This is a genomic window from Lentilitoribacter sp. Alg239-R112 (assembly GCF_900537175.1).
Lineage (GTDB): Bacteria > Pseudomonadota > Alphaproteobacteria > Rhizobiales > Rhizobiaceae > Lentilitoribacter.
The window spans coordinates 226367-250670 of sequence record NZ_LS999835.1 but is presented as its reverse complement, the minus strand read 5'-3'; the positions used below and the strand labels follow the sequence as shown (position 1 = coordinate 250670).

Here is a 24304-nt window from a genome sequence, read left to right as displayed (position 1 = left end):
CATGGGATTATTTGAACTTGATAGACGACATTTCCTTGCAGGCGCTGGTAGCCTGTTTATATCAACCATAAATAGCCAAGCAAAAGAAAAAGTTGATCAATCCGACAGTCTGTTAGCATCTTGTGTCAAGCACCGTGACGGACATTATGGGGCGGTGTTACTCGATCATAATCTCGATCTGGTAAAACATATATCACTACCAGATCGAGGACATGATATTGTCTTCTCTCCATCCGCTCATAAAGCGGTGGCATTTGCCCGACGTCCGGGAAACTTCGCGGTGATCTTCGATACCACACAAACATCCGAACCCATGATTATAACGGCAACTACTGGGCGCCATTTTTATGGACACGGTGTATTCTCCAAAAACGGCAAACTGCTCTATGCGAGTGAAAATGATTTTGAGAATGCAATTGGGAAAATTGGCATCTATGACGCGACTTCAAAATTCAAGAGAGTTGGAGAATTCGACAGCTTCGGCATTGGTCCTCATGAAATCCTTCTTTTGGAAGATGGAAAAACACTTGTGGTTGCTAATGGCGGTATTGAAACACATCCAGATTTCGGACGCGCAAAACTAAACTTGGCAACAATGCAATCATCTGTCGCATTTATCGATATTACAGATGGCTCATTGCTGGAACGGCATCTGCTGCCAGATAGCCTACATAAATTATCTCTCCGTCATATGGTGCAAATTACCAATGATACAATTGTATTTGGTGGGCAATATCAAGGGTCAAAACAAGATAGGCCGCAACTGATCGGAACTTGCAAGTTTGACGAAGGTTTGAAATTTTGGCACCTTGCTAAAGATGATCTAGACATATTTGCAAACTACACTGGATCATTAGCCGTCGATCGAACCTTAAAACAAGTTGCTGTTTCATCGCCAGTGAGAGGTGTTACGGGAATTTTTGATACGACTAATGGCTCACTACTATCAGTGATAAAACTGAAAAATGGAAACGGTGTTACGTATCAAAGCAACAACCTTCTTAGTAGTTCCGAGGGTGGTATATTGATGTCATCTCAGCCGCTTTCGAAACAATATGGTTTTGCTTTCGACAATCACTTATCTTCAAACCAGATCATCTAATAATCAGCTACTGGCATTCTACCGTCACTCAGAGCTTTCATCATGAGGGCCAGTCATCCCAATTCCTCGCAATATAATCTCAGTGACGGTATTCTTCGCCTCGACCCACTGCTCATCACTCAATGAATTATCATTGTTCAATGCCTCAATCTGACATGAAAAATCGGCATAGTGCTGCGTCGTTGACCAAATCATATAAAGAATAGTTTTAGGATTGTTTTCTTTCAAATAACCCTCACTCATCCAACGGCGCAAAATTGATTCGCGAGATGCCGTCCACTCTTTGAGTGGACCTTCTATATAGGGTCCAATAAAGGGAGCTCCGTGTATAATTTCATTTGCCCAAACCTTGGAACCATATGGACGCTCACGAGCCGAATCCATTTTTTCATGGATGTATGATGTTAGAGCACCTGCGGGATTATCTGTATCATCCATTTCATTAGAAGCCTGTAACCAAAGGCTACAAATATCTTCCATCAAACGATTATAAAGCCCTTCTTTAGATTCAAAATAGTAAATAATATTGGACTTCGGAACGCCTGCCTCTTCTGCAATTACGCTAAGTGAAGCACCTTTATATCCTGAGATTGCAAAGATCTTTTCCGCAGCTTGCAAAATATTTGCGATGTTACGCTGCCTTGTCTGCGATTTAGTTTCATTTACGTACATACGGTCTCATTCCAAATCTGTTTTCGAATCTTAGCTTACTATCTATAGCGATTACCAGAAGAATAAACATGACTATTTTAGTCAAGTAAAGCAATTGCTTACTTGAGTCAAAAAAAACTTGACCGATCGTGCAGAATGTTCTTGTATTAGATCAATAGAGGCTTGGGAGGGTCGATATGATCGACAAGCATGAACACAAAAACGGCACAACGATCTTTGCAAAAGATAACAATACCGCTCGCGATATTGATAATCACATTGAGGTTGAGCTAGGCAGCTTCAACAAATATGTTCTAGCTTTGGCTGTCAAATTTTCTATATCTAGATCTAGCACCGAATATGTTTCTTTAGATACTCCTATAAAAATGATGTTTCGACGCGGGTTCGACGAAATTAGAAATAATGTGGCCATTACATTTTTCTTAATTCCTAGAGGGAAATTCATAGGACATAACTTTTAAGCTGAATAATTTACAGACCGACCTTGGAGACACTGACATGACAGCACCGGGTGAAAACCTTCGTATCAATGGCGATAGACTTTGGGAATCAATCCATTCAATCGCGCAAATTGGACCGGGCATTGCAGGTGGCTCAAACCGTCAAACTGTCACAGATGAAGACGCTGAAGGTAGAGCATTATTTCAAAAATGGTGCGAAGATGCAGGCATGACGATGGGTGTTGACCAAATGGGAACAATGTTCATGCGCCGTGAAGGCACTGATCCAGATGCGCTCCCCGTCTATGTCGGTTCTCACCTCGATACACAGCCCACAGGCGGCAGGTATGACGGCGTGCTCGGGGTCTTGGCGGGATTGGAAGTAGTTCGCACACTAAATGATCTCAACATCCAGACCAAACATCCGATTGTTGTCACCAATTGGACCAATGAAGAAGGTACACGCTTTGCACCAGCCATGATGGCATCCGGCGTGTTTGCCAAGCAATTCACCCAAGATGAGGCTTATGCAAAAGAAGATGCAGAGGGCAAAACATTTGGTGACGAACTGGCGCGAATTGGCTGGAAAGGTGACGAGGAGGTCGGCAAGCGCGACATGCATGCATTCTTTGAACTTCACATCGAGCAAGGACCAATTCTGGAGGCAGAAGGTATTGATATTGGTGTTGTTACACACGGCCAAGGCTTATCTTGGACGCAAATTACTATCACAGGCAAGGAAAGTCATACGGGCTCCACACCAATGCCAATGCGCAAAAATGCTGGCCTTGGCATGGCGCGCGTTCTCAACCTTGTGGATGAGATCGCATGGAGCCATAAGCCAGATGCTGTTGGTGCAGCAGGCCACATAGATGTCTATCCGAATTCACGCAACGTGATCCCGGGAAAAGCAGTTTTCACGGTTGATTTTCGCTCGCCAAATCTTGATGTGATCAAAGATATGGAAAAACGTCTCGACATTGGCGCAAAACAGATCTGCAGCGAAATGGGCCTTGATATCGAAATCGAAAAAGTCGGTGGCTTTGACCCTGTTGCATTTGATGAAAATTGCGTTACCGCTGTTAGAAACGCAGCTGAGCGTTTGGGCTATTCACACCGCAACCTTATCTCTGGCGCAGGTCATGATGCTTGCTGGATTAACCGCTGTGCACCAACAGCTATGGTTATGTGCCCGTGCGTAGATGGCCTGAGCCACAATGAAGCAGAAGAAATTTCGCAGGAATGGTCGACAGCAGGCGCCGAAGTGTTGTTTCATGCCGTTGTCGAAACAGCCGAAATTGTTTCTTAGAAGGAGAAGTCCGCATGAGCATGACAACTATTAAAAACGGAACTGTTGTAACAGCCGATCTGACCTATAAGGCTGATGTTCAGATCGAAAATGGTATTATCTCAGCAATTGGTCCAAATCTTTCTGGTGGCGACGAACTGGATGCAACTGGCTGTTACATCATGCCGGGCGGCATTGACCCCCATACGCATCTTGAGATGCCATTTATGGGTACTTACTCCTCTGATGATTTTGAAAGCGGTACACGCGCAGCATTATCGGGTGGCACAACAATGGTCGTCGACTTCGCCCTTCCTGCCCCCGGACAATCTCTGCTCGAAGCGCTACAGATGTGGGATAACAAATCAACACGCGCCAACTGCGATTATTCATTCCATATGGCGATCACGTGGTGGGGTGAGCAAGTTTTCAATGAAATGGAAACCATTGTCAAAGACAAAGGCATCAACACATTCAAGCATTTCTTGGCCTATAAAGGTGCATTGATGGTCAATGATGATGAGCTTTATTCATCATTCTCCCGCTGCGCAGAACTTGGCGCCATCCCAATGGTCCATGCAGAAAATGGTGATGTTGTCGCCGAGTTATCAGCCAAACTTCTAGCCGATGGCAATAATGGACCAGAAGCACATGCTTATTCTCGTCCACCGCAAGTAGAAGGCGAAGCCACAAACCGCGCGATCATGATTGCAGATATGACTGGCGCACCGCTTTACGTGGTTCACACATCTTGCGAGGACAGTCACGAAGCTATTCGCCGTGCTCGCCAACAAGGTAAACGTGTTTGGGGTGAACCACTTATCCAGCACCTCACACTTGATGAAAGCGAATATTTTAACAAAGATTGGGACCATGCTGCGCGTCGCGTCATGTCCCCGCCGTTCCGTAACAAACACCACCAAGATTCGCTCTGGGCTGGCCTGCAATCTGGCTCATTATCTGTTGTCGCGACAGATCATTGTGCCTTTACAACGGATCAAAAACGCTCTGGCGTTGGTGACTTTACAAAAATTCCAAACGGCACAGGTGGCCTGGAAGATCGTATGCCAATGCTTTGGACTTATGGCGTCTCTACGGGACGTCTAACCATGAATGAATTTGTTGCGGTTACATCAACCAACATTGCCAAAATCATGAATATGTACCCGAAGAAGGGTGCCGTCCTTGTGGGTGCCGATGCCGATCTTGTCGTCTGGGATCCAGAAAAATCGAAAACCATTGCAGCTTCAACACAACAATCAGCCATTGATTATAATGTATTTGAAGGTAAGCAAGTTAAAGGCCTGCCACGTTACACTTTATCTCGTGGTCATGTTTCAGTTGCTGATGGCGAAATTAAAACACAGGAAGGCCACGGCGAGTTCGTCAAACGCCAACCAAATGGCACAGTCAATAAAGCGCTTTCTACGTGGAAAGAATTGACCAACCCGATGCCAGTGCAACGCACCGGTATGCCAGCAACTGGGGTTTGATCTAGTTTATGACAATTGTTTCAGCTAAAAATCTTGACCTGACATTCCAGACAAATGATGGTCCCGTTCATGCCCTATCCGATGTAAATTTGGATGTTGAACAAGGCGATTTCATATCATTTATCGGTCCATCAGGCTGTGGCAAGACAACATTTTTACGTGTGATCGCTGATTTAGAAAAACCAACAGGTGGAACCGTAACTGTAAATGGTATGTCACCTGAGGAAGCCCGAATGCAACGTGCCTATGGTTACGTTTTTCAAGCTGCATCTCTTCTACCTTGGCGAACAATTGAAAAAAACATTGCGGTCCCACTCGAGATAATGGGGCTTTCGGGAGCCGAGCAAAAGGAGCGAATTGATCGCGTTCTACAGCTTGTTGATTTGGCAAATTTTGGAAAAAAATACCCTTGGCAACTATCTGGTGGCATGCAGCAACGTGCGTCCATTGCCCGTGCTTTAGCTTTTGATGCTGATCTTCTTTTAATGGACGAGCCTTTTGGCGCATTGGATGAGATTGTGCGTGATCACCTCAATGAACAACTTCTCAAACTTTGGGCAAATACAAATAAGACAATTTGCTTTGTAACGCACTCCATACCTGAAGCGGTCTATCTCTCAACAAAGATCGTCGTCATGTCACCCCGCCCCGGTCGCGTTACTGATGTAATCGATTCAACTTTGCCAAAAGAACGACCTTTGGAAATTCGTGAAAGCGAAGAGTTCCTCAAAATAGCTCACCGTGTACGTGAAGGCTTAAGAGCGGGGCATTCCTATGAGGAATGAGAGCATACGATGAGTAAAGGCAAAACTATACCGGTATTAACAATCCTCACGATTATCGTGATGATTTGGTATGCCTGTGTTGTCTGGATGAATGCGCCTTTTGAGTATGATCAAGCAGAACGTCAAGATCGTACTGCACCAAGCTTTTCAGAACTGATCCCTTTAACTATGGCACAAGAACGCCCTGTTTTACCGTCACCTCATCAAGTTTTTGAGGAGATTTACAAAACGACTGTGCTGAAAAAAATCACATCCAAACGATCACTCGTCTACCATGCATGGATTACTCTTTCTGCGACATTGCTTGGTTTCGTCATCGGAACTGCATTAGGGATTTCACTGGCAGTCGGCATCGTTCATAATAAGGCGATGGATAAATCTGTCATGCCCTGGGTTATTACATCCCAAACGATCCCCATTCTCGCCATCGCACCTATGATTATCGTCGTGCTGAATGCAGCAGGGATTTCAGGCCTTTTGCCAAAAGCTTTGATCTCGACTTATCTTTCATTCTTCCCTGTCGTGGTTGGAATGGTGAAAGGGCTTCGCTCGCCGAGCAGCAGTGAACTTGATCTTATGCATACGTATCACGCATCAAATGCACAAACATTCTGGAAACTTCGCTGGCCGTCATCCATGCCGTATCTATTTACGTCTTTGAAAATTGCAGTGGCAATATCACTTGTAGGTGCAATTGTCGGTGAAATGCCAACAGGTGCCGTTGCTGGTCTTGGCGCAAGGTTGCTTGCTGGTTCTTACTACGGTCAAACTGTTCAAATCTGGTCTGCCTTATTTATGGCCGCAGCTCTTGCCGCCGTCTTGGTCATACTTGTTGGTGTTGCTCATAACCATGTTTTAAAACGTATGGGGCAAAAACCTGAAGGAGCGACATCATGAGTTTAGTCGTCGCAGCTTTTGGGTTTTGGCTTATCGCATGGTTCATAAACCAACGCCTTGTTGCGATCCCAACAGGAACGAACCTGGCACTCGCACGTACCATCAACCTCCTTGTGCCAGTTATATTTGGTGTCACGATCTTTGTAATGTGGGAACTTATCGTACGTGGCTTAAATGTGCCAACAGTGTTGTTACCACCGCCATCTATGATCGGTGCAAGATTTGCAAGTTCCATCCCAACACTTTGGGCGGATTTTCAGCAAACATTTTTGAAAGCTGTTCTTGCAGGCTATGTTCTTGGATGCGGATCCGGTTTCATCGTAGCTTTATTAATTGACCGCTCACCGTTTTTACAACGCGGATTATTACCGCTTGGCAACTTCGTTTCTGCGTTACCGATAGTTGGTGTCGCGCCAATCATGGTCATGTGGTATGGGTTTGACTGGCACTCAAAAGCTGCCGTCGTCGTGATCATGACGTTTTTCCCAATGCTGGTAAACACTGTTCAGGGCCTTGCAGCATCCAGTAATATGGAACGCGATTTGATGAACACTTACGCAGCAACATGGTGGCAAACACTAACAAAGTTACGCCTTCCTTCTGCTGCACCATTTATTTTCAACGCGTTGAAAATTTGCTCAACTCTTGCACTTATTGGTGCAATTGTAGCAGAATTCTTTGGAACCCCGACTGTTGGGATGGGATTTCGCATCTCGACAGAAGTCGGTAGAATGAATGTAGATATGGTTTGGGCCGAGATCGCCGTCGCGGCGCTCGCAGGTTCAGCCTTTTACGGATTGGTGGCACTCATCGAGAGAGCAGTCACCTTTTGGCACCCGTCAATAAGAGCGGGAAACAATTAAGATCAATGACATGTACAACTTTTGGAAAACGGGAAAGATAATATGAAAAAACTCACAACTGTACTTCTAGCAGGCGCTATGTCTATGGCCGCTTACAGCGCATTAGCCGCGGATAAAGTGACGCTTCAACTCAAATGGGTAACTCAAGCTCAATTTGCGGGTTATTATGTTGCAAAAGACAAGGGCTTTTATGAGGCTGAAGATATCGATATTGAAATCAAGCCAGGTGGACCAGACATTGCTCCAGCACAAGTTTTAGCTGGTGGTGGTGCTGATGTTGTTCTTGATTGGATGCCTTCTGCGCTTGCAACACGCGAAAAAGGTGTGCCGCTTGTTAACATCGCGCAACCATTTAAATCATCTGGCATGATGCTCACTTGTCGCAAAGATTCAGGCATCACATCACCGGCGGACTTTGCAGGTAAAACATTAGGTGTCTGGTTCTTCGGAAATGAATATCCATTCCTATCTTGGATGAGCAAGCTTGGTCTGAAAACAGACGGCAGTGATGGTGGCGTAACAGTTCTTAAACAAGGCTTTAACGTTGATCCAATCCTGCAAAAGCAAGCAGCTTGCGTATCTACTATGACATATAATGAATATTGGCAGATCATTGATGCAGGTCTTTCCGCGGACGATCTCATAACTTTCAAATATGAAGATCAAGGCGTTTCTACATTGGAAGATGGAATTTATGTTCTTGAAGATAATCTCAAAGATGATGCGTTCCAAGACAAAATGGTTCGTTTCGTTCGCGCTTCTATGAAAGGCTGGAAATACGCTGAAGAAAATCCTGATGAAGCAGCAGATATTGTTCTTGAGAATGATGCATCTGGTGCGCAAACTGAAAAACATCAAAGACGTATGATGGGCGAAATTGCCAAGCTAACCGCTGGTTCAAACGGCGCACTATCTGCAGATGATTACAAGCGTACGGTGGAAACACTGTTGTCAGCAGGTGACGATCCAGTAATCACCAAAGAACCAACAGGTGCTTGGACATCAGTCATTACTGATAAAGCGCTTTAATAGAACAAGACTAAATTAGCTTAGGTCTTCGGACCTAAGTTATCGATGAATGGCAATGTGATCTTTCGCTGAAAGTTCGCAAACGGGATTTTGCTTTCTAAATTTAGAAAGCCCAAACTTAGAAAGAATTCACCATGGCAGATATCAAAACAGCCCGGCTAAACTCCGAGAAACTGGCAGATAATTTTGACGACCTTCATGCTCCCATGACCCAACATGAAGCTTTAGTTGAAGCAGATCGATGTTATTTTTGCTATGATGCACCATGCATGACGGCATGCCCAACCAGCATTGATATTCCAATGTTCATTCGTCAAATTTCAGTAGATAATCCTGCTGGATCTGCAAAAACAATTCTCCAATCAAACATCATGGGCGGCATGTGCGCTCGAGTTTGCCCTACGGAAACATTGTGTGAAGAAGTTTGCGTTCGAGAAGTAGCAGAAGGCAAACCCGTTAAAATTGGCCAGCTTCAACGTTATGCGACCGATCACCTGATGAAAACAACGGATGCGCACCCGTTTACACGAGCAGCAAGCACTGGCAAGAAAGTTGCTGTTGTTGGTGCAGGTCCCGCTGGCCTATCCTGCGCGCACAGACTTGCAATGCATGGTCATGCCGTTACAATTTTTGAAGCGCGAGAGAAAGCTGGCGGGTTGAACGAGTATGGTATCGCAGCTTACAAATCAACCGACCAATTTGCAGCCAAGGAAGTTGAGTTCATTCTTGATATTGGCGGTATTGAGGTCAAAAACGGTGTTAGTCTAGGAAAAGATATTTCCCTTGATGCACTAGAGTCAGATTACGATGCCGTATTCTTGGGTATGGGTTTACCTGGTGTAAATGGATTAGGTCTTGACGGTGAAGATGCAAATGGCTGCATAGATGCGGTGGATTACATTTCCCAACTTCGCCAAGCCGACGATTTGTCTACGTTAGAGGTTGGCAGGAATGTTGTTGTTATCGGCGGTGGCATGACCGCAATTGATGTAGCAACGCAAGTAAAGCTTCTTGGAGCCGAGAATGTGACAATTTTCTATCGTCGCGGCGTTGAAAATATGAACGCATCTGAGTACGAGCAAGAAGTTGCTCAAACAAATGGTGTTACTATCCGCCACTGGCTGCAGCCAAACGCGCTAGAAGTCACAGATGGTGCGATTTCAGCAATTACTATGGAATATACATCTGCATCTGGCGGTTCTTTGTCTGGAACCGGCGAAACTGTTACAGTGGAGGCCGATCAGGTGTTCAAAGCTATTGGCCAAACACCAGCGACAGAGCTTATCACATCATTTGGCATAACAGTTGAAAAAGGCCGCATTGCAGTTGATGAAAATCGCAAGACCAACAAATCAAAAGTCTGGGCTGGCGGTGATTGTGTAGCTGGTGGCGAAGATCTCACCGTTGTCTCTGTTGAAGATGGCAAACTCGCAGCTGAAGACATTCACAAAGCGCTTAGCGCATAACCTGAGCGTATAGGAGAAATTATCATGGCAGACCTCACAACTAATTTTATTGGCATTAAGTCTCCAAATCCATTTTGGCTGGCATCAGCTCCACCGACAGACAAAGAGTATAATGTCCGGAGGGCATTTGATGCAGGCTGGGGTGGTGTTGTTTGGAAAACACTGGGTGCCGAAGGACCGCCCGTCGTCAACGTCAATGGCCCACGTTACGGTGCTATTTACGGCGCTGATCGTCGTCTGCTTGGTCTTAACAATATCGAACTCATTACCGATCGTGACTTATTTACAAATCTTGAAGAAATGAAGCGAGTTAAAGAAGATTATCCTGATCATGCGCTGATTGCATCCATAATGGTGCCATGTGAGGAGGAAGCATGGAAGGCTATATTACCACTTGTTGAAGAAACTGGCTGTGATGGCGTGGAGCTAAATTTTGGTTGCCCACACGGAATGGCAGAGCGCGGTATGGGATCTGCTGTTGGTCAGGTACCAGAATATATTGAGATGGTGGCACGCTGGTGTAAGCAATACACAAAATTGCCGGTTATCGTGAAATTGACACCAAATATCACCGATATCAGATACCCCGCACAGGCGGCCAAAAATGGTGGTGCTGATGCCGTAAGTCTTATCAACACGATTAATTCAGTTATTGGTGTTGATCTCGATAGTTTTGCACCGCAGCCAACTATTGGCGGCAAAGGCTCACACGGTGGCTATTGTGGCCCCGCTGTAAAACCAATAGCACTTAATATGGTGGCTGAAATATCGCGCGACCCTGCAACCGCTGGATTACCAATTTCAGGTATTGGCGGCATCACCACCTGGCGCGATGCGGCAGAATATATCGCTCTTGGGTGCGGTAATGTGCAGGTTTGTACTGCTGCAATGACTTATGGTTTCAAAATCGTTGAAGAAATGAAATCAGGGCTAAGTGATTGGATGGATGAGAAAGGATATTCTTCGATTGAAGATTTCCGAAACCTTGCAACGCCAAACGTCACTGATTGGCAGCATTTAGACCTTAACTATGTTGCAAAAGCAAAAATTGATCAAGATCTTTGCATCAGTTGTGGTCGTTGTTTTGCAGCATGTGAAGATACATCACACCAAGCAATTTCCATGAGCGATGATCGCAAATTTGAAGTCATTGATGCCGAATGTGTTGCTTGTAATCTATGTGTGAATGTCTGCCCAGTCGAAGGCTGTATCTCAATGGATGAAATGCAAGCAGGTCAGACGGATCCGCGCACTGGCAAGGTCGTAGAAGATAAATATGCAAACTGGACGACACATCCGAATAATCCAATGGCAAATTTGGAACCTGCGGAATAACACTTGAAAACCTTTCCCGTGGTTTTCGCAAGGCAGCCTTCAGGCTGCCTTTTTTATGCTCAACATATTGAAAATTATTATTTTAATAAAGTTCCCCCAAACAAAAAATGCGCCGAAAATCTCCGGCGCATTTAATAGAATAAGGGGTTGATACTTACTGAGGAATATCGCCAGTAATACCTTCAACATAGAAATTCATTCCAGCTAAAGTACCATCATCAGCGGTCTCGCCTTCTGCAAGCCAATCAGAACCGTCTTGTTTCTTCAATGGACCAGTAAATGGATTATATTCACCGCTGGCTATTGATGCTTTTAGCGCGAGAGCTTCAGCCTTAACATCGGCAGGAACTTTATCTGAGATCTCACCTATTCCTACCATGCCTGGTGCAATACCATCCCATGTGTCTTTGCTTTCCCAGGTACCATCCATAACCGCTTTTACACGAGCGATGTAGTATGGTGACCAATTATCAATGATTGATGACACACGCGGATAAGGTGCATATTCAGCCATATCAGATGCCTGACCAAATGTTGCAACATTGCCAGCTTTTTGGGCCGCCGCTTGTGGCGCAGTTGAATCTGTATGCTGAAGAATAACATCGGCACCTTGCTCAATCAGCGCGGTTGCAGCATCAGCTTCTTTTGCAGGGTCAAACCAAGTGTAAGCCCAAACAACTGAGAATTCGACCGCAGGGTTTACTTTTTTGGCATGAATGTATGCAGAGTTAATTCCACGGATAACTTCTGGAATTGGGAAAGATGCGATGTAACCAACTTTGTTGGATTTAGTCATCTTACCAGCAATGTGACCCTGGATAGCACGGCCTTCATAAAAACGCGCTGAATAAGTTGAAACATTGTCTGCACGCTTATAACCAGTTGCATGTTCAAATTTTACATCAGGAAATTTGGCCGCAACTGCAATTGTTGGATCCATATAACCAAAGGATGTTGTGAAAATAAGCTTTGCGCCTGAAAGCGCCATCTGCGTAATCACACGCTCAGCGTCTGCCCCTTCTGGAACATTTTCTTGAAACACTGTTTCTACTTTATCACCAAATTCAGCTTCAACAGCCTTACGGCCCTGATCATGCTCATAAGTCCAGCCGCCGTCGCCAACAGGTCCAACATATACAAACCCTACTTTAGTTTTATCCATAGCAAATGTTGCTGACATGGACAGTGCCATCGCAGCTGCGGTTCCTAAAAGGACGGATCTACGTTTTATCATCGTTGTTTTCTCCTTGGTTTTTCTTTTTATATTCAATGCTTAATGTGAAGCATGGAAAGGGCGGCCCAAACAAGCGGGCGCTGTGAGTGAGGCACGACCTTGGCCTCGTTTTCTGGGTGCCGACATGATGACCAACACGATTATAGTAATCAGATACGGCGACATCGACAAATATTCAACAGGAACGGCGAGACCCGCTGCCTGTAAATTAAGCTGCAAAACAGTAACGCCACCAAATATGTATGCGCCAAGTAAAACACGTAACGGGCGCCATGAACCAAAAACGACAATGGCAAGTGCAATCCATCCAGCGCCTGCTGTCATGCCTTCCGTCCATTGCGGAACACGAACAAGGCTGAGATATGCACCACCTAAACCCGCACATCCACCGCCAAATAATATAGCAAGAACGCGAACGCGAATAACCTTATACCCAAGAGCGTGTGCAGCATCATGATTTTCTCCGACGGCACGTAGTATCAAGCCAATACGTGAGTATTTAAGCATCGCCCAAATTGCAAAACAAAGACCAAGTGTAAGATAAACCATCAAGTCATGGTTAAAAAACATGGGCCCCAGGATAGGAATATCCGTAAGTGGTCCAAGATCAAGTTTTGATACAGCAGGCGGCCGAATTCCAACATACCCTTGCCCAATGAGAGAAGAAAAACCAAGACCGAAAAGCGTAAGCGCCAAACCAGTAGCAACCTGATTAGACAACAAATATTGCGTTAAAAATGCAAAAATGAGCGATAAAGCAGCCGCACCAACAGCACCGGCAACAAAACCTAAAGAAGGCGATCCTGTTTCAACCGCAACTGCAAAACCACAGATGGCGCCAAGAATCATCATACCTTCAACACCCAAATTAAGAACACCTGCACGCTCAACAACAAGTTCGCCGAGAGCCGCAAGAATAATGGGTGTTGCAGCCACCATTAAAGAAGCAATGAGAAGACTGGGAGAAATTGCTGATAGATCCATTATGCTACTCCCCGCGTACTAATTCGAAACCGATAATTCGTCAAAACGTCAACTGCGAGAAGAAAGAATAGCAACATACCTTGGAATGCTTGAATAGCTGCGCTTGGCACATTGAGCATGAAGCTCGCAAGCTCACCGCCAATATAAGTCAACGCCATTAACAATCCGGCCAGCAAGATACCAATAGGATGTAGCCTCCCCAAAAACGCAACGATGATGGCAGTAAATCCATAACCAACATTAAAATCAATATTAATTTGGCCGGCAGGGCCTGATACTTCAAACAAACCTGCAAGACCAGCAAGCGCACCTGATGTACCGAGGCAAAATAAGACCAATACCCCGGGAGAAACTCCGGCAAATTTAGCAGCTTTTGGTGCTTCTCCTGCAAGACGAATTTGAAATCCCATCATGTGACGCGCAAATAGAACATATGCAAAGATGACAGCAATCAACGCTGCAACAACACCCCAATGCATACCGGTTCCTGCAATAAGTTCAGGATTATAAGCGGATGCATATTCTTTCAAATTTCGGGAACCTGGAAAACCAGCGCCATCCGGGTTTCTTAGAGCACCCAATGATACAGACGCTAAAATGAATTCGGCCACATAAACTAAAAGCAACGATACCAATATCTCATTCGTGTGATATTTTACTCGTAAAAATCCTGGGATCATTCCCCATAAAAAACCACCAACAGCACCAGCAATGACCATGAGCGGGAAGATAAAAACGCTTTCCGTTGGATAGAATGCGAGCCCAACCGCTGCACCACAGATAGCGCCAATAATATACTGCCCTTCAGCACCAATATTCCAAACACCAGCTTTAAAGCCGATTGATAGGCCTATCGCGATTAAAATAAGAGGGGCTGCCTTGACCAACAATTGCGGACGTGAAAATGCAGCAAACTGCTCACTGAATAGCGGGTCCCAAAAAATCGTCCGGATTGCTTCAAATGGATCTTTACCTAAAATCGCAAACATAATGCTTCCTGCGATCATAGTTGCAATAACCGCAAGTAAGGGTGTTGTAACAGTCCAGAATTTCGACGGCTGTGGTCGTTTTTCAAGAATAATCATACAGCAGGCTCCGCTAGTTCTGATAAAGCAGGTTGGTCAGAACTTTGCGCGCCACCCATCATAAGACCAATTTTTTCCAAACTCAGTGATGTCGTTTTCACCGGCTTAGATAATTCTCCAGAATTAAGCGCCGCAAACCAGTCTGAAATTTCTAACAACTCATCAAGGTCTTGGGATATTACAATAACAGCGGCGCCCTGATCAGCAAGATCTAGTAGGGCCTGCCGAATTGTTGCAGCTGCGGCGGCATCAACACCCCAAGTCGGTTGATTAACAATAAGCACCTCAGGATCTTGCAGAATTTCCCGCCCGACTACAAATTTTTGCAAATTACCACCGGACAAAGCTCGTGCAGCGGTATTTTCAGACGGTGTGCGAACATCAAATGATTTTATAATCTCTTTGGCAAAGTCACTTGTTTGCCGCCAATTTATAAATCCATTACTTTCTAATGCTTTACGTCTTGATGCGCTTAACAAAGCGTTCTCCGTCAAAGACATGTTCGGCGAAGCGGAATGCCCTAAACGTTCTTCTGGAGCTGCAAGTATTCCCAGTTCACGACGTTGGTTCGGCCCTAATTTCCCAATAGGCTTATCATGCAGTTTGATTTCATGGTCTGGACTTTTGATTTCACCAGATACCACCGACGTTAACTCATCCTGACCGTTACCAGCTACGCCGCCAATACCCAAAACTTCGCCCGTACGAATTGAAATATTTATGTCTTTAAGTGATGTTCCAAACATACTAAGCGCAGGCAAACTAAGATTGTCAATCTTAACAACCACATCGCCAACATTTCGCTGCTTCTTTTCAGGAACATGAAGCGTTGCATCAACCATCATCTCGGCCATAGCGCGGGCTGTCTCAACACGTGGATTGCATGTTGCAACCTTTTTACCATGTCGCAAAATCGTAGCCGTATCACATAGAGTACGTATCTCCTCGAGTTTGTGAGAAATGTACAAAATTGACCGCCCTTCACTACGCAACTTCTCCAGTGTGTGAAACAGGATCTCAACTTCTTGCGGCGTGAGTACACTCGTCGGCTCATCCATAATAAGCAGCTTAGGGTTCTGCAAGAGACAACGAATGATCTCAACACGTTGGCGTTCACCAGCAGACAGATCACCCACAAGTTGCGCCGGATCAAGCGGCAGTCCATAGCTTTCTGAAACATCTCGAATTTGCGCTGCTAAATCCTGCATCTTTGGTGGATTTTCCATTCCAAGCGCAATATTTTCGGCGACATCCAGCGCTTCGAAAAGCGAAAAATGCTGAAACACCATCGCAACGCCTGACGCGCGAGCGGCCCTTGGTTCACTAGGCGCATAGGTCTGACCTAAAAGCTGCATCTTTCCAGCATCAGGTTTAACCAGTCCGTATATCATTTTGACAAGAGTAGATTTACCGGCACCATTTTCACCCAAAAGAGCGTGAATCTCCCCAACACCAATATCAAAACTCACATCATCATTAGCTTTAACGCCTGGATAAGTCTTTGTCAGACCGCTAATTTCTAAAAGATTTTCGTCACTTACAATGTTCAAACTGCTCCACCCAAACCCAATTCAACATGAAATTAAGTGTATCGAAGTCCGTCTCCGACGACAATGGCTTCAAGCTTGTCCACAAGCAGATTTACCTAAATTATGAAAGTTTAGTCATGATAAGATCAGACTTTCATCAATATGTATAAGAACCTTCAAATGGATGCATAGAAAAGCATATCTGAGTAAAACTTGGCGTTTAAGAGGGTTTCATTCAATAAATATTACAAGTACATTCGCTCTCAACGCGATATGAGGATTAAAATGGCAGGCTTTGAAACTCGAGATTGGGACAATGCATATGAGAATCGAGGCCATATTGTTGGAAGCACAGAAATTGCCGAGGCTTGGGTTAAAAATGCAGAAGCATTTCGCAACCTCGCAAAGTCCGATTTAAACATTACAACCAATGACAGTGGAGCATCACGTTACGATATATTTTGGCCGAACGATAAGCCAAAAGGTATATTTGTTTTTGTACATGGCGGCTATTGGCAAATTACAGATAAATCAACATGGTCGCATTTAGCCAAAGGTGCAGTCGATGCTGGTTGGGCTGCAGTCATACCGGCGTATGATCTGTGCCCCAAAGTCAGTATCGACAATATTATCGCAATGATTGCAACGTCCATAAACCATGCAGCAAAAACAATCCCAGGACCTATTATTTTGACCGGTCATTCTGCCGGCGGCCATCTTGTTGCAACGATGTGCACAACCAACACCCAGTTGGATCATACAGTCTGCGAACGCATAAAACACGTCGTACCCATATCAGGCCTTTGTGATCTTCGACCCCTTCTTAAAACCAAGATCAACGACGCATTACTACTGGACTGGCAAACAGCCAGCGCACTAAGTCCTGTGCTGCAACAGCCTATACCAAATACTCGGTTGACCGCTTGGGTTGGCGCAAATGAACGTTCAGAATTTTTGCGCCAAAATAGGTTGCTCGCCGACATGTGGCATGGACTGGGTGCAAACACGCAAATCATCGAAGAACCTGATAAGCATCATTTTTCGGTTATCAATGGACTAGAAGGTCAAAATTCCATTTTGATGAAAACAATACTTAATGACATTTGAATAAGTAGACTTGTTCAAACAGGAGCATAATTTGAAGAAAGAAGCATTCCACCTCCCCGAGGACACAATCTATCTTGATGGCAATTCGCTTGGTCCATTGCCAAAAACTGCTTCTGAACGGTTAAGTAAAACCATCTATAATGAATGGGGTGAGATGCTCATAAAAGGCTGGAACGAAGCCGGTTGGATGGATCAACCAAGAAAGTTAGGCGACAAACTAGGTTTACTTCTAGGTTGCGCTCAAGGCAGTATAGTTTTGGGTGACACACTTTCTATCAAAGTTTATCAAGCACTTGCAGCGGCGTTGAATATGTCTGCCAACCGTAAAGTTGTTTTATCCGATAGCGGTAATTTTCCAACAGACCTTTACATGGCCGATGGCCTGCTTAAAACCCTCGATAAAGGACACGAATTACGTGTAGTGGCACCAGAAGATGTCATAAGCAACATCACTGATGAAATAGCCGTCCTGATGCTTACACAAGTAGATTATCGAACAGGCCGAATGCATGACATGAACCAACTCACTCAAGCGGCACATGATGTCGGTACTGTTGTCATCTGGGATTTAGCTCATTCGGCTGGCGCTGTGCCTGTAAATATGGCCCAAAGCAACGCCGAGTTTGCCGTTGGTTGCACCTATAAGTACCTTAATGGCGGACCAGGTGCCCCCGCCTTCATCTATTCTCGGCCAGATATCGCAGACCTGATCGAACCAGCGTTAAGTGGTTGGCTAGGTCATGAAGCGCCATTTGCGTTTGATAGAGATTATCGGCCTGCAAAAGGTAATGAACGAATGCGCGTGGGAACGCCTCCGATAATTCAACTAGCTGTACTTGAGGCAGCATTGGATATTTGGGATGACGTATCCATTGAAGATATCCGAACCAAATCCATTGAGCTTTCTGAGTTGTTCATCAAGGAAGTGGAAGAACGCTGCCTGCAGTTAAAACTTGCTAGCCCACGCAATCCTTCAACTCGAGGTTCACAAGTCTCTTTTACATTCGAACACGGATACGCTGTAATGCAAGCGTTAATCAATGAGGGTGTCATAGGTGACTTTCGCGCACCAAATATAATTCGGTTCGGTTTCGCTCCTCTTTATAATGATGCAGACGATGTGTTGGGAGCTGCCAACATTCTAGAAAACATCATGACCAACAAGATCTGGGATCAACCAAAGTTTAAAAAACGAGCAGCAGTCACTTGAGCCAAGAAGACCGGCGGTGTTAAATGCAACTCAAATATCAATAGAAAAGGCGGTTCAATATTTGGAAACCGACCGCTGGAAGGAAAAATAATGGGTACTGAAGGGTTGATGAACGTTGTTTTCGTTCAAATTAGATGCAAACCGGGCTCAACATATAAAGTTGCTGATGCACTCTATGAAATGGAAATTTGTTCAGAACTTTTCTCCACCAGCGGAGAATGGGACTTGATGGCAAAGATTTATCCACCTGACAATGCCGATGTAGGTATTTTTTTGAATGATCATGTTGGTTCTATTGAAGGCGTAGAACGAACACTTACGACACTAACTTTCAAAGCTTTTTGCTAGTTCTTGTCCAATTCTAGCAGCCCCTCATAGTTCAAAATCAGATGGATTCGTCCACAACTTAACCATTTAAAAAAAACGAGCTTACGAGTTGTGAAAAAGACTCGCAAAACTCACTTTAGGTGACTAGAGTGCTTCATTAATGCAGGGCAAAAACAATAAATACCTTGCACGATACATAAATATGTATTTCCACGATTAGTTTTTTACGGGAGACAAATATGAAAAAACTACTTCTTGCAACGGCTGCAGCGGCAGCTCTTCTAACATCACCAGTTCTAGCAGATGACCACGGTCCTATTAAAATTGGTGTACTTCTTAGCTTTACTGGTCCAATTGAATCTCTAACACCTGGCATGGGCGGCAGTGCTGAACTTGCTATGAAAGAAGTCAATGAAAGCGGAAAGCTTCTTGGCGGCAAACAAGTTGAATCTGTTCGCGCTGATGCGACATGTATCGATTCAGCTGCAGCTACTGCAGCGGCAGAACGTTTGGTTACATCTGATAAAGTGTCAGTCATCATGGGTGCTGACTGTTCTGGTGTTACTGGCGCAGTGTTGCAAAATGTTGCACGTGCAAATGGTATCGTGATGATTTCACCATCAGCAACCTCTCCAGCTTTAACAACAGCAGAAGATGATGGGCTTTTCTTCCGCACAGCTCCATCTGATGCACGTCAAGGCGAAGTTCTTGCCGAAATCATGATGGAAAAAGGCATAAAATCTGCTGCGTTGACATATACAAACAACGATTATGGTAAAGGTCTTGCTGATGCCATTCAATCAAGCTTCGAAGCAATAGGTGGTAAAGTTACTATCTCTGCAGCTCATGAAGATGGTAAAGGCGACTACTCAGCTGAAGTTGCAGCGTTAGCGCAAGCTGGTGGTGATGCTCTGGTCGTTGCTGGTTATCTTGACCAAGGTGGTAAGGGCGTTATCCAAGGTGCACTTGATTCAGGTGCTTTCGACATGTTTGCTTTACCCGATGGTATGATAGGCGATTCACTTCCTGCTGCAATCGGCGCGGACCTTAACGGCTCATTTGGAACGAAACCAGGCTCTGAAAGCAAGGGTAATGAAATATTTAATGCAATGGCTGACAAAGCTGGCATTAAATCAGATGCATATTCAGCAGAATCATATGATGCTGCTGCGCTTCTAATGCTAGCAATGCAAGCTGCAAACTCTTCAAAATCTGCCGATGTTAAAGGTAAGATCATGGATGTAGCAAATGCTCCAGGCGAAAAAATTCTTCCTGGCGAACTCGGCAAGGCACTAGAAATTCTAGCTGCTGGTGGTGACGTTGATTATGTCGGCGCAAGTGCTGTCGAATTGATAGGTGCTGGAGAATCTGCTGGTACTTACCAACAAATTCTCATTGATGACGAAAAAGTAACCGTCACAAATTTCCGCTAGTTTTAAAAGATAATTGCAGCCCTGCCTCTCGGTTGGGCTGCTTTTTTCAATCAGATGATTAGGTCATACATATGATTGTTGTGAACGATTTGCACAAGCATTTCGGAGGGCTTCGTGCCGTCGATGGGGCATCACTTGAAATTAAAACCGGTTCAATCACTGGACTTATTGGCCCAAATGGCGCTGGAAAAACAACGCTGTTTAATATTATTGCTGGGCATTACAAACCCACATCCGGACAAGTGTTTTTAGATGGTGAAGATATCAGCGGATTAACACCGCATGAATTATTTGCCAAAGGTCTTTTGCGTACCTTTCAAATCGCACATGAATTCTCTTCCCTCACAGTTCGTGAAAATTTGATGATGGTGCCTGATAGACAGTTAGGCGAAAACCTGATCAACACATGGATCAGACCTTCCAAAGTTCGCGAACAAGAGGAAATAGTTCGTCAGAAAGCAAATGACGTTATTGAGTTTTTGGAAATCTCACATGTTGCCGATGAACTTGCCGGCAACTTGTCTGGTGGACAAAAGAAGCTCCTAGAACTTGGACGCACGATGATGGTCGATGCAAAAATCGTCTTCCTTGATGAAGTCGGTGCCGGGGTAAACAGGACGTTGCTCAACACAATTGGTGATGCAATTTTGCGGCTTAACAAAGAGCAAGGTTATACATTTTGCATGATCGAGCACGACATGGAGTTCATATCTAGGCTCTGCGATCCTGTTATCTGCATGGCAGAGGGACGCGTGCTCGCACAGGGCACTGCCGAAGAAGTTAAAAACAACGAGGAAGTTATTGAGGCTTATCTCGGTACTGGACTAAAAAACAAAACACCAAATCAATCAAAGCCCGTTCAATCAAAAAAGGAAACCGTAAAATGAGTTTTCTGATTGGCAAAAATATGACCGGCGGATATGGCAGCGCAGATATTTTGCACGACTGCACCATCGGTGTGGAAAAGGGTGAAATCGCAGTTATCGTTGGACCTAACGGCGCAGGAAAATCCACAGCAATGAAAGCCGTTTTTGGCATGCTCTCTCTCCGTAAAGGCGGCGTCTTCATGGATGGTGAGGATATCACAAAACTTTCACCGCAAGATCGGGTCAAGATCGGCATGGGGTTCGTTCCCCAAACCAGCAACGTATTCACCTCGATGTCTGTTGAAGAAAATTTGGAGATGGGTGCATTTATCCGCAATGATGATATCAACGAAACCATGGAACAAGTCTTTGAATTGTTTCCTATTTTGCACGCGAAACGAAAGCAAGCAGCGGGTGAATTATCCGGCGGACAACGTCAACAGGTTGCTGTAGGGCGTTCACTGATGACCAAACCAAAAGTACTTATGCTTGATGAACCAACCGCTGGCGTATCGCCTATTGTTATGGATGAGTTGTTCGATCGGATTATTGAGATCGCTAAAACCGGAATTGCAATTTTGATGGTGGAACAAAATGCCAAACAAGCTTTGAATATTGCTGATAAGGGCTATGTTCTAGTACAAGGCGAAAATAGATACACAGATACAGGCGAAGCATTGATGAACAATCCTGATGTTCGTCGCGCTTTCTTGGGAGGATAGCGCCATGATGGATTTTCTAAACAGCCTTGTCCTGCTCGCCAACTTTCTCATTATTCCCGGGTTGGTATATGGGTCCCAACTCGCTTTGGGCGCACTTGGTGTTACACTCATTTACGGCATTCTCCGGTTTTCAAATTTCGCTCATGGTGAAACCATGGCATTTGGGACAATGCTTACCATTCTGGTAACGGCGGCGATGAAATCCGCCGGTGTATCTTTTGGCGTATTACCTACTGCATTATTGGCACTGCCATTTGGCATAGCAGGTGCGATCATTTTATGCCTCACAACCGATAAGCTTGTTTATAAATTTTACCGCCAGCAGCGTTCAGTTCCTGTAATTTTTCTCATTGCATCGCTTGGTGTGATGTTCTTCTATAATGGTCTCATCCGATTTGTTATCGGTCCTGGGGATCAAATATTCACAGACGGAACACGCTTCATTGTCAAAGCGCGAGAATTTAAGGAACTTACTGGGCTGAATGAAGGATTAGCGTTTAAGACAACGCAAGGAATAACCATTCTTGTCACCATTTTGATCGTGGCTGGCCTATTCTGGTTCTTAAATAAGACAAAAACCGGAAAATCTATGCGTGCCTATTCCGATAACAGAGATCTGGCATTACTTTCAGGTATCAATCCAGATCATGTTGTAAAAATTGTATGGATTCTAACAGCTATATTAGCAACCGTTGCTGGCACGCTTTACGGCTTGGACAAAAGTTTCAAACCTTTCACATATTTACAACTGCTCCTGCCAATCTTTGCAGCCGCTATTGTTGGTGGTCTTGGAAGTCCAATTGGTGCCATAGCCGGCGGTTTTATTATTGCCTTTTCGGAAATTTCTGTGACATTCGCTTACCGAAAGTTTTTGACTTACAATCTTCCGGAAGGATGGGCACCTGAAGGCCTCGTACAACTTCTATCCACGGATTATAAATTCGCCGTTTCATTCGCAATTCTAGTCGTTGTCCTCCTGGTCCGACCAACAGGTATATTCAGGGGGCAATCGATATGATGAGTAATTTAAAAGGCGCAACAAGAAACGTCTCCATGTTCGCCATTATGGCGGTTTTATTTATCGTCGTTGGCCAAGCTCAAAGCTGGCCGTTAGCACTTACTATTCTTAACCTCTGCCTCATCTCATCGATCATGGCGTTGGGGGTTAATATTCAATGGGGATATGCTGGACTTTTAAATGTCGGCGTTATGGGGTTTGCAGCTCTTGGCGGCGTTGCCGCCGTGCTTGTATCATCACAACCTGTGCCTGCCGCATGGGAAGCGGGCGGCTCTGGAATCTTATTGATGCTACTCACATATGTTGTCGCAATAGCGTTGATCACATTTATATATTTCAAGCTTAAACGCCCTCTTCGGGGTATTGCTATCTTTATAGTTGCCGTCATTGGTTATTTTGTATCTCGTAGTTTTTATGACCCAGCTTCTGTCGCCATCGAAGCAGTTGATTCCGCTGCAACAGGTAATTTGGGAGGTTTAGGCTTACCCATTATGCTGTCATGGCTTGTTGGCGGGTTATTTGCCGCTGCTGCTGCGTGGGTTGTTGGAAAAATTTCACTCGGATTACGATCGGATTATTTGGCCATAGCCACCTTAGGCATTTCTGAAATCATCATTGCATTTTTGAAAAATGAAGATTGGCTAACTCGAGGCGTAAAAAATGTTACGGGTCTTCCGCGCCCTGTTCCTTATGAAGTTGATATACAACAATCAGCTTATTATCAGCAATTGGCTTCAGATTGGGGGATGTCGATAATTGACCTCTCATCTGTAGTTGTAAAGCTATGTTACGCCGGTTTATTTGCGGTCGTTCTACTCGCACTTCTTTATCTGGCTGAAAAAGCGCTTCGCTCACCGTGGGGCCGAATGATGCGTGCAATTCGAGACAATGAAACTGCCGCAGAAGCTATGGGGAAAAATGTTAAAGGCCGCCATTTACAGGTGTTCATATTGGGATCCGCTGTCATTGGGATTGCGGGCGCTATGCTCACCACATTGGACGGTCAGTTTACCCCTGGTTCCTATCAACCATTGCGTTTCACATTCCTCATCTGGGTAATGGTGATCGTCGGAGGCTCCGGAAATAACTGGGGTGCTATCCTGGGTGGTTTTGTTATCTGGTTCTTCTGGGTTGAAGCAGAGCCGTTGGGCCTCTGGTTAATGGATACGATTACATCTGGCATGGCAGATGATAGCCCACTGCGCGAGCACCTTCTAAAGAGTGCTGCCCATATGCGTCTTATGACTATGGGTGTTATTCTTCTGCTCGTTCTTCGATTCACACCGCGAGGATTAATTCCAGAACGAAAAGCCTGAGTGAGTTCAAGCATTTAGTTGAACACAGTCTTAATAAATGATGCTCGTCTATACTTAATAATCATAGTATTGTTTTTGTAATCGAAGTATTATTTTTTATACT

Annotated in this window: 23 protein-coding genes; 18 read left to right on the top strand and 5 right to left on the bottom strand. The window is 44.8% G+C overall.

The features are described from left to right. The first annotated feature begins 1 nt into the window (after position 1). A complete protein-coding gene (locus tag G3W54_RS18030; protein WP_162654683.1) occupies positions 2–1102 on the top strand; it encodes a DUF1513 domain-containing protein in 1101 nt (366 codons plus the stop codon). A 24-nt stretch (positions 1103–1126) separates the two neighbouring features. Here the strand turns inward: G3W54_RS18030 and G3W54_RS18025 are convergent, their stop codons facing one another. Then, positions 1127–1774, bottom strand: a complete 648-nt coding sequence (locus G3W54_RS18025; RefSeq protein WP_162654682.1) for a TetR/AcrR family transcriptional regulator — start codon at positions 1772–1774, stop codon at positions 1127–1129. Positions 1775–1950: 176 nt separating this feature from the next. Here G3W54_RS18025 and G3W54_RS18020 point away from each other — a divergent pair, with 176 nt between their 5' ends. The 9 genes from G3W54_RS18020 (at position 1951) to preA (ending at position 11370) form a co-directional block, all read left to right on the top strand. Next, positions 1951–2235 (top strand): hypothetical protein, encoded by a 285-nt coding sequence (locus G3W54_RS18020; protein WP_162654681.1) that lies wholly within the window; start codon positions 1951–1953, stop codon positions 2233–2235. 37 nt (positions 2236–2272) lie between these two features. Next, a complete protein-coding gene (locus G3W54_RS18015; protein ID WP_162654680.1) occupies positions 2273–3523 on the top strand; it encodes a Zn-dependent hydrolase in 1251 nt (416 codons plus the stop codon). Positions 3524–3543: 20 nt separating this feature from the next. Then, a complete protein-coding gene (gene hydA, locus G3W54_RS18010; protein WP_162654901.1) occupies positions 3544–4995 on the top strand; it encodes a dihydropyrimidinase in 1452 nt (483 codons plus the stop codon). Positions 4996–5003: 8 nt separating this feature from the next. Continuing rightward, entirely contained in the window at positions 5004–5780 is a 777-nt protein-coding gene (locus G3W54_RS18005; RefSeq protein ID WP_162654679.1) for an ABC transporter ATP-binding protein, read from the top strand. Positions 5781–5789: 9 nt separating this feature from the next. Next, complete coding sequence (locus G3W54_RS18000) at positions 5790–6677, top strand: ABC transporter permease (protein ID WP_162654678.1); 888 nt, start codon at positions 5790–5792, stop codon at positions 6675–6677. Continuing rightward, positions 6674–7540, top strand: a complete 867-nt coding sequence (locus G3W54_RS17995) for an ABC transporter permease (protein ID WP_162654677.1) — start codon at positions 6674–6676, stop codon at positions 7538–7540. The genes G3W54_RS18000 and G3W54_RS17995 overlap by 4 nt, the downstream gene beginning before the upstream one ends. Positions 7541–7582: 42 nt before the next feature. Next, positions 7583–8569, top strand: coding sequence for an ABC transporter substrate-binding protein (locus tag G3W54_RS17990; protein ID WP_162654676.1), 987 nt, complete (start codon positions 7583–7585; stop codon positions 8567–8569). A 134-nt stretch (positions 8570–8703) separates the two neighbouring features. Further along, positions 8704–10035: an NAD(P)-dependent oxidoreductase gene (locus G3W54_RS17985; RefSeq protein ID WP_162654675.1), complete on the top strand. Its 1332-nt coding sequence runs from the start codon at positions 8704–8706 to the stop codon at positions 10033–10035. Between the two features lie 24 nt (positions 10036–10059). Continuing rightward, positions 10060–11370: an NAD-dependent dihydropyrimidine dehydrogenase subunit PreA gene (gene preA / locus G3W54_RS17980; RefSeq protein ID WP_162654674.1), complete on the top strand. Its 1311-nt coding sequence runs from the start codon at positions 10060–10062 to the stop codon at positions 11368–11370. Positions 11371–11524: 154 nt separating this feature from the next. Here preA and G3W54_RS17975 read toward each other — a convergent pair whose 3' ends face one another. The 4 genes from G3W54_RS17975 to G3W54_RS17960 all read right to left on the bottom strand — a co-directional run bounded on the left by G3W54_RS17975 (position 11525) and on the right by G3W54_RS17960 (position 16223). Beyond that, positions 11525–12562 (bottom strand): BMP family ABC transporter substrate-binding protein, encoded by a 1038-nt coding sequence (locus G3W54_RS17975; RefSeq protein WP_244628004.1) that lies wholly within the window; start codon positions 12560–12562, stop codon positions 11525–11527. 81 nt (positions 12563–12643) lie between these two features. Beyond that, on the bottom strand, positions 12644–13588 hold the full coding sequence (locus tag G3W54_RS17970; RefSeq protein WP_162654672.1) for an ABC transporter permease: 945 nt from the start codon (positions 13586–13588) through the stop codon (positions 12644–12646). Next, on the bottom strand, positions 13588–14673 hold the full coding sequence (locus tag G3W54_RS17965) for an ABC transporter permease (RefSeq protein ID WP_162654671.1): 1086 nt from the start codon (positions 14671–14673) through the stop codon (positions 13588–13590). The genes G3W54_RS17970 and G3W54_RS17965 overlap by 1 nt, the downstream gene beginning before the upstream one ends. After that, positions 14670–16223, bottom strand: a complete 1554-nt coding sequence (locus G3W54_RS17960; RefSeq protein ID WP_197742899.1) for an ABC transporter ATP-binding protein — start codon at positions 16221–16223, stop codon at positions 14670–14672. The genes G3W54_RS17965 and G3W54_RS17960 overlap by 4 nt, the downstream gene beginning before the upstream one ends. A 264-nt stretch (positions 16224–16487) precedes the next feature. Here G3W54_RS17960 and G3W54_RS17955 point away from each other — a divergent pair, with 264 nt between their 5' ends. From G3W54_RS17955 to G3W54_RS17920, 8 genes are all read left to right on the top strand, one after another. Beyond that, entirely contained in the window at positions 16488–17309 is an 822-nt protein-coding gene (locus G3W54_RS17955; RefSeq protein ID WP_162654670.1) for an alpha/beta hydrolase, read from the top strand. Between the two features lie 31 nt (positions 17310–17340). Beyond that, complete coding sequence (gene kynU, locus G3W54_RS17950; protein WP_162654669.1) at positions 17341–18519, top strand: kynureninase; 1179 nt, start codon at positions 17341–17343, stop codon at positions 18517–18519. Positions 18520–18627: 108 nt separating this feature from the next. Further along, positions 18628–18867 (top strand): Lrp/AsnC ligand binding domain-containing protein, encoded by a 240-nt coding sequence (locus G3W54_RS17945; protein WP_162654899.1) that lies wholly within the window; start codon positions 18628–18630, stop codon positions 18865–18867. 218 nt (positions 18868–19085) lie between these two features. Next, entirely contained in the window at positions 19086–20279 is a 1194-nt protein-coding gene (locus G3W54_RS17940) for an ABC transporter substrate-binding protein (RefSeq protein WP_162654668.1), read from the top strand. Between the two features lie 71 nt (positions 20280–20350). After that, complete coding sequence (locus G3W54_RS17935; protein WP_162654667.1) at positions 20351–21166, top strand: ABC transporter ATP-binding protein; 816 nt, start codon at positions 20351–20353, stop codon at positions 21164–21166. Then, positions 21163–21867: an ABC transporter ATP-binding protein gene (locus G3W54_RS17930; RefSeq protein WP_162654666.1), complete on the top strand. Its 705-nt coding sequence runs from the start codon at positions 21163–21165 to the stop codon at positions 21865–21867. Before G3W54_RS17935 ends, G3W54_RS17930 begins: the two co-directional genes overlap by 4 nt. A gap of 4 nt (positions 21868–21871) precedes the next feature. Continuing rightward, positions 21872–22885 carry a branched-chain amino acid ABC transporter permease gene (locus G3W54_RS17925; RefSeq protein ID WP_244627991.1) on the top strand — a complete coding sequence of 338 codons (1014 nt, stop codon included), beginning with the start codon at positions 21872–21874 and terminating at the stop codon, positions 22883–22885. Beyond that, positions 22882–24201, top strand: a complete 1320-nt coding sequence (locus tag G3W54_RS17920) for a branched-chain amino acid ABC transporter permease (protein WP_244627990.1) — start codon at positions 22882–22884, stop codon at positions 24199–24201. The genes G3W54_RS17925 and G3W54_RS17920 overlap by 4 nt, the downstream gene beginning before the upstream one ends. Positions 24202–24304: the final 103 nt, after the last annotated feature.

What these genes read in the sequence shown, in the direction of transcription:
- G3W54_RS18020 (WP_162654681.1), top strand. Translation starts at nt 1,951, where the DNA reads ATGATCGACAAGCATGAACACAAAAACGGCACAACGATCTTTGCAAAA.
- G3W54_RS17970 (WP_162654672.1), bottom strand. Translation starts at nt 13,588, where the DNA reads ATGGATCTATCAGCAATTTCTCCCAGTCTTCTCATTGCTTCTTTAATG.
- G3W54_RS17925 (WP_244627991.1), top strand. Translation starts at nt 21,872, where the DNA reads ATGATGGATTTTCTAAACAGCCTTGTCCTGCTCGCCAACTTTCTCATT.
- preA (WP_162654674.1), top strand. Translation starts at nt 10,060, where the DNA reads ATGGCAGACCTCACAACTAATTTTATTGGCATTAAGTCTCCAAATCCA.
- G3W54_RS18000 (WP_162654678.1), top strand. Translation starts at nt 5,790, where the DNA reads ATGAGTAAAGGCAAAACTATACCGGTATTAACAATCCTCACGATTATC.
- G3W54_RS17965 (WP_162654671.1), bottom strand. Translation starts at nt 14,673, where the DNA reads ATGATTATTCTTGAAAAACGACCACAGCCGTCGAAATTCTGGACTGTT.
- G3W54_RS17930 (WP_162654666.1), top strand. Translation starts at nt 21,163, where the DNA reads ATGAGTTTTCTGATTGGCAAAAATATGACCGGCGGATATGGCAGCGCA.
- G3W54_RS18025 (WP_162654682.1), bottom strand. Translation starts at nt 1,774, where the DNA reads ATGTACGTAAATGAAACTAAATCGCAGACAAGGCAGCGTAACATCGCA.
- G3W54_RS17935 (WP_162654667.1), top strand. Translation starts at nt 20,351, where the DNA reads ATGATTGTTGTGAACGATTTGCACAAGCATTTCGGAGGGCTTCGTGCC.
- G3W54_RS18005 (WP_162654679.1), top strand. Translation starts at nt 5,004, where the DNA reads ATGACAATTGTTTCAGCTAAAAATCTTGACCTGACATTCCAGACAAAT.
- G3W54_RS17940 (WP_162654668.1), top strand. Translation starts at nt 19,086, where the DNA reads ATGAAAAAACTACTTCTTGCAACGGCTGCAGCGGCAGCTCTTCTAACA.
- G3W54_RS17975 (WP_244628004.1), bottom strand. Translation starts at nt 12,562, where the DNA reads ATGGCACTGTCCATGTCAGCAACATTTGCTATGGATAAAACTAAAGTA.
- hydA (WP_162654901.1), top strand. Translation starts at nt 3,544, where the DNA reads ATGACAACTATTAAAAACGGAACTGTTGTAACAGCCGATCTGACCTAT.
- G3W54_RS18015 (WP_162654680.1), top strand. Translation starts at nt 2,273, where the DNA reads ATGACAGCACCGGGTGAAAACCTTCGTATCAATGGCGATAGACTTTGG.
- G3W54_RS17945 (WP_162654899.1), top strand. Translation starts at nt 18,628, where the DNA reads ATGAACGTTGTTTTCGTTCAAATTAGATGCAAACCGGGCTCAACATAT.
- G3W54_RS17920 (WP_244627990.1), top strand. Translation starts at nt 22,882, where the DNA reads ATGATGAGTAATTTAAAAGGCGCAACAAGAAACGTCTCCATGTTCGCC.
- G3W54_RS17990 (WP_162654676.1), top strand. Translation starts at nt 7,583, where the DNA reads ATGAAAAAACTCACAACTGTACTTCTAGCAGGCGCTATGTCTATGGCC.
- G3W54_RS17985 (WP_162654675.1), top strand. Translation starts at nt 8,704, where the DNA reads ATGGCAGATATCAAAACAGCCCGGCTAAACTCCGAGAAACTGGCAGAT.
- G3W54_RS18030 (WP_162654683.1), top strand. Translation starts at nt 2, where the DNA reads ATGGGATTATTTGAACTTGATAGACGACATTTCCTTGCAGGCGCTGGT.
- G3W54_RS17955 (WP_162654670.1), top strand. Translation starts at nt 16,488, where the DNA reads ATGGCAGGCTTTGAAACTCGAGATTGGGACAATGCATATGAGAATCGA.
- G3W54_RS17995 (WP_162654677.1), top strand. Translation starts at nt 6,674, where the DNA reads ATGAGTTTAGTCGTCGCAGCTTTTGGGTTTTGGCTTATCGCATGGTTC.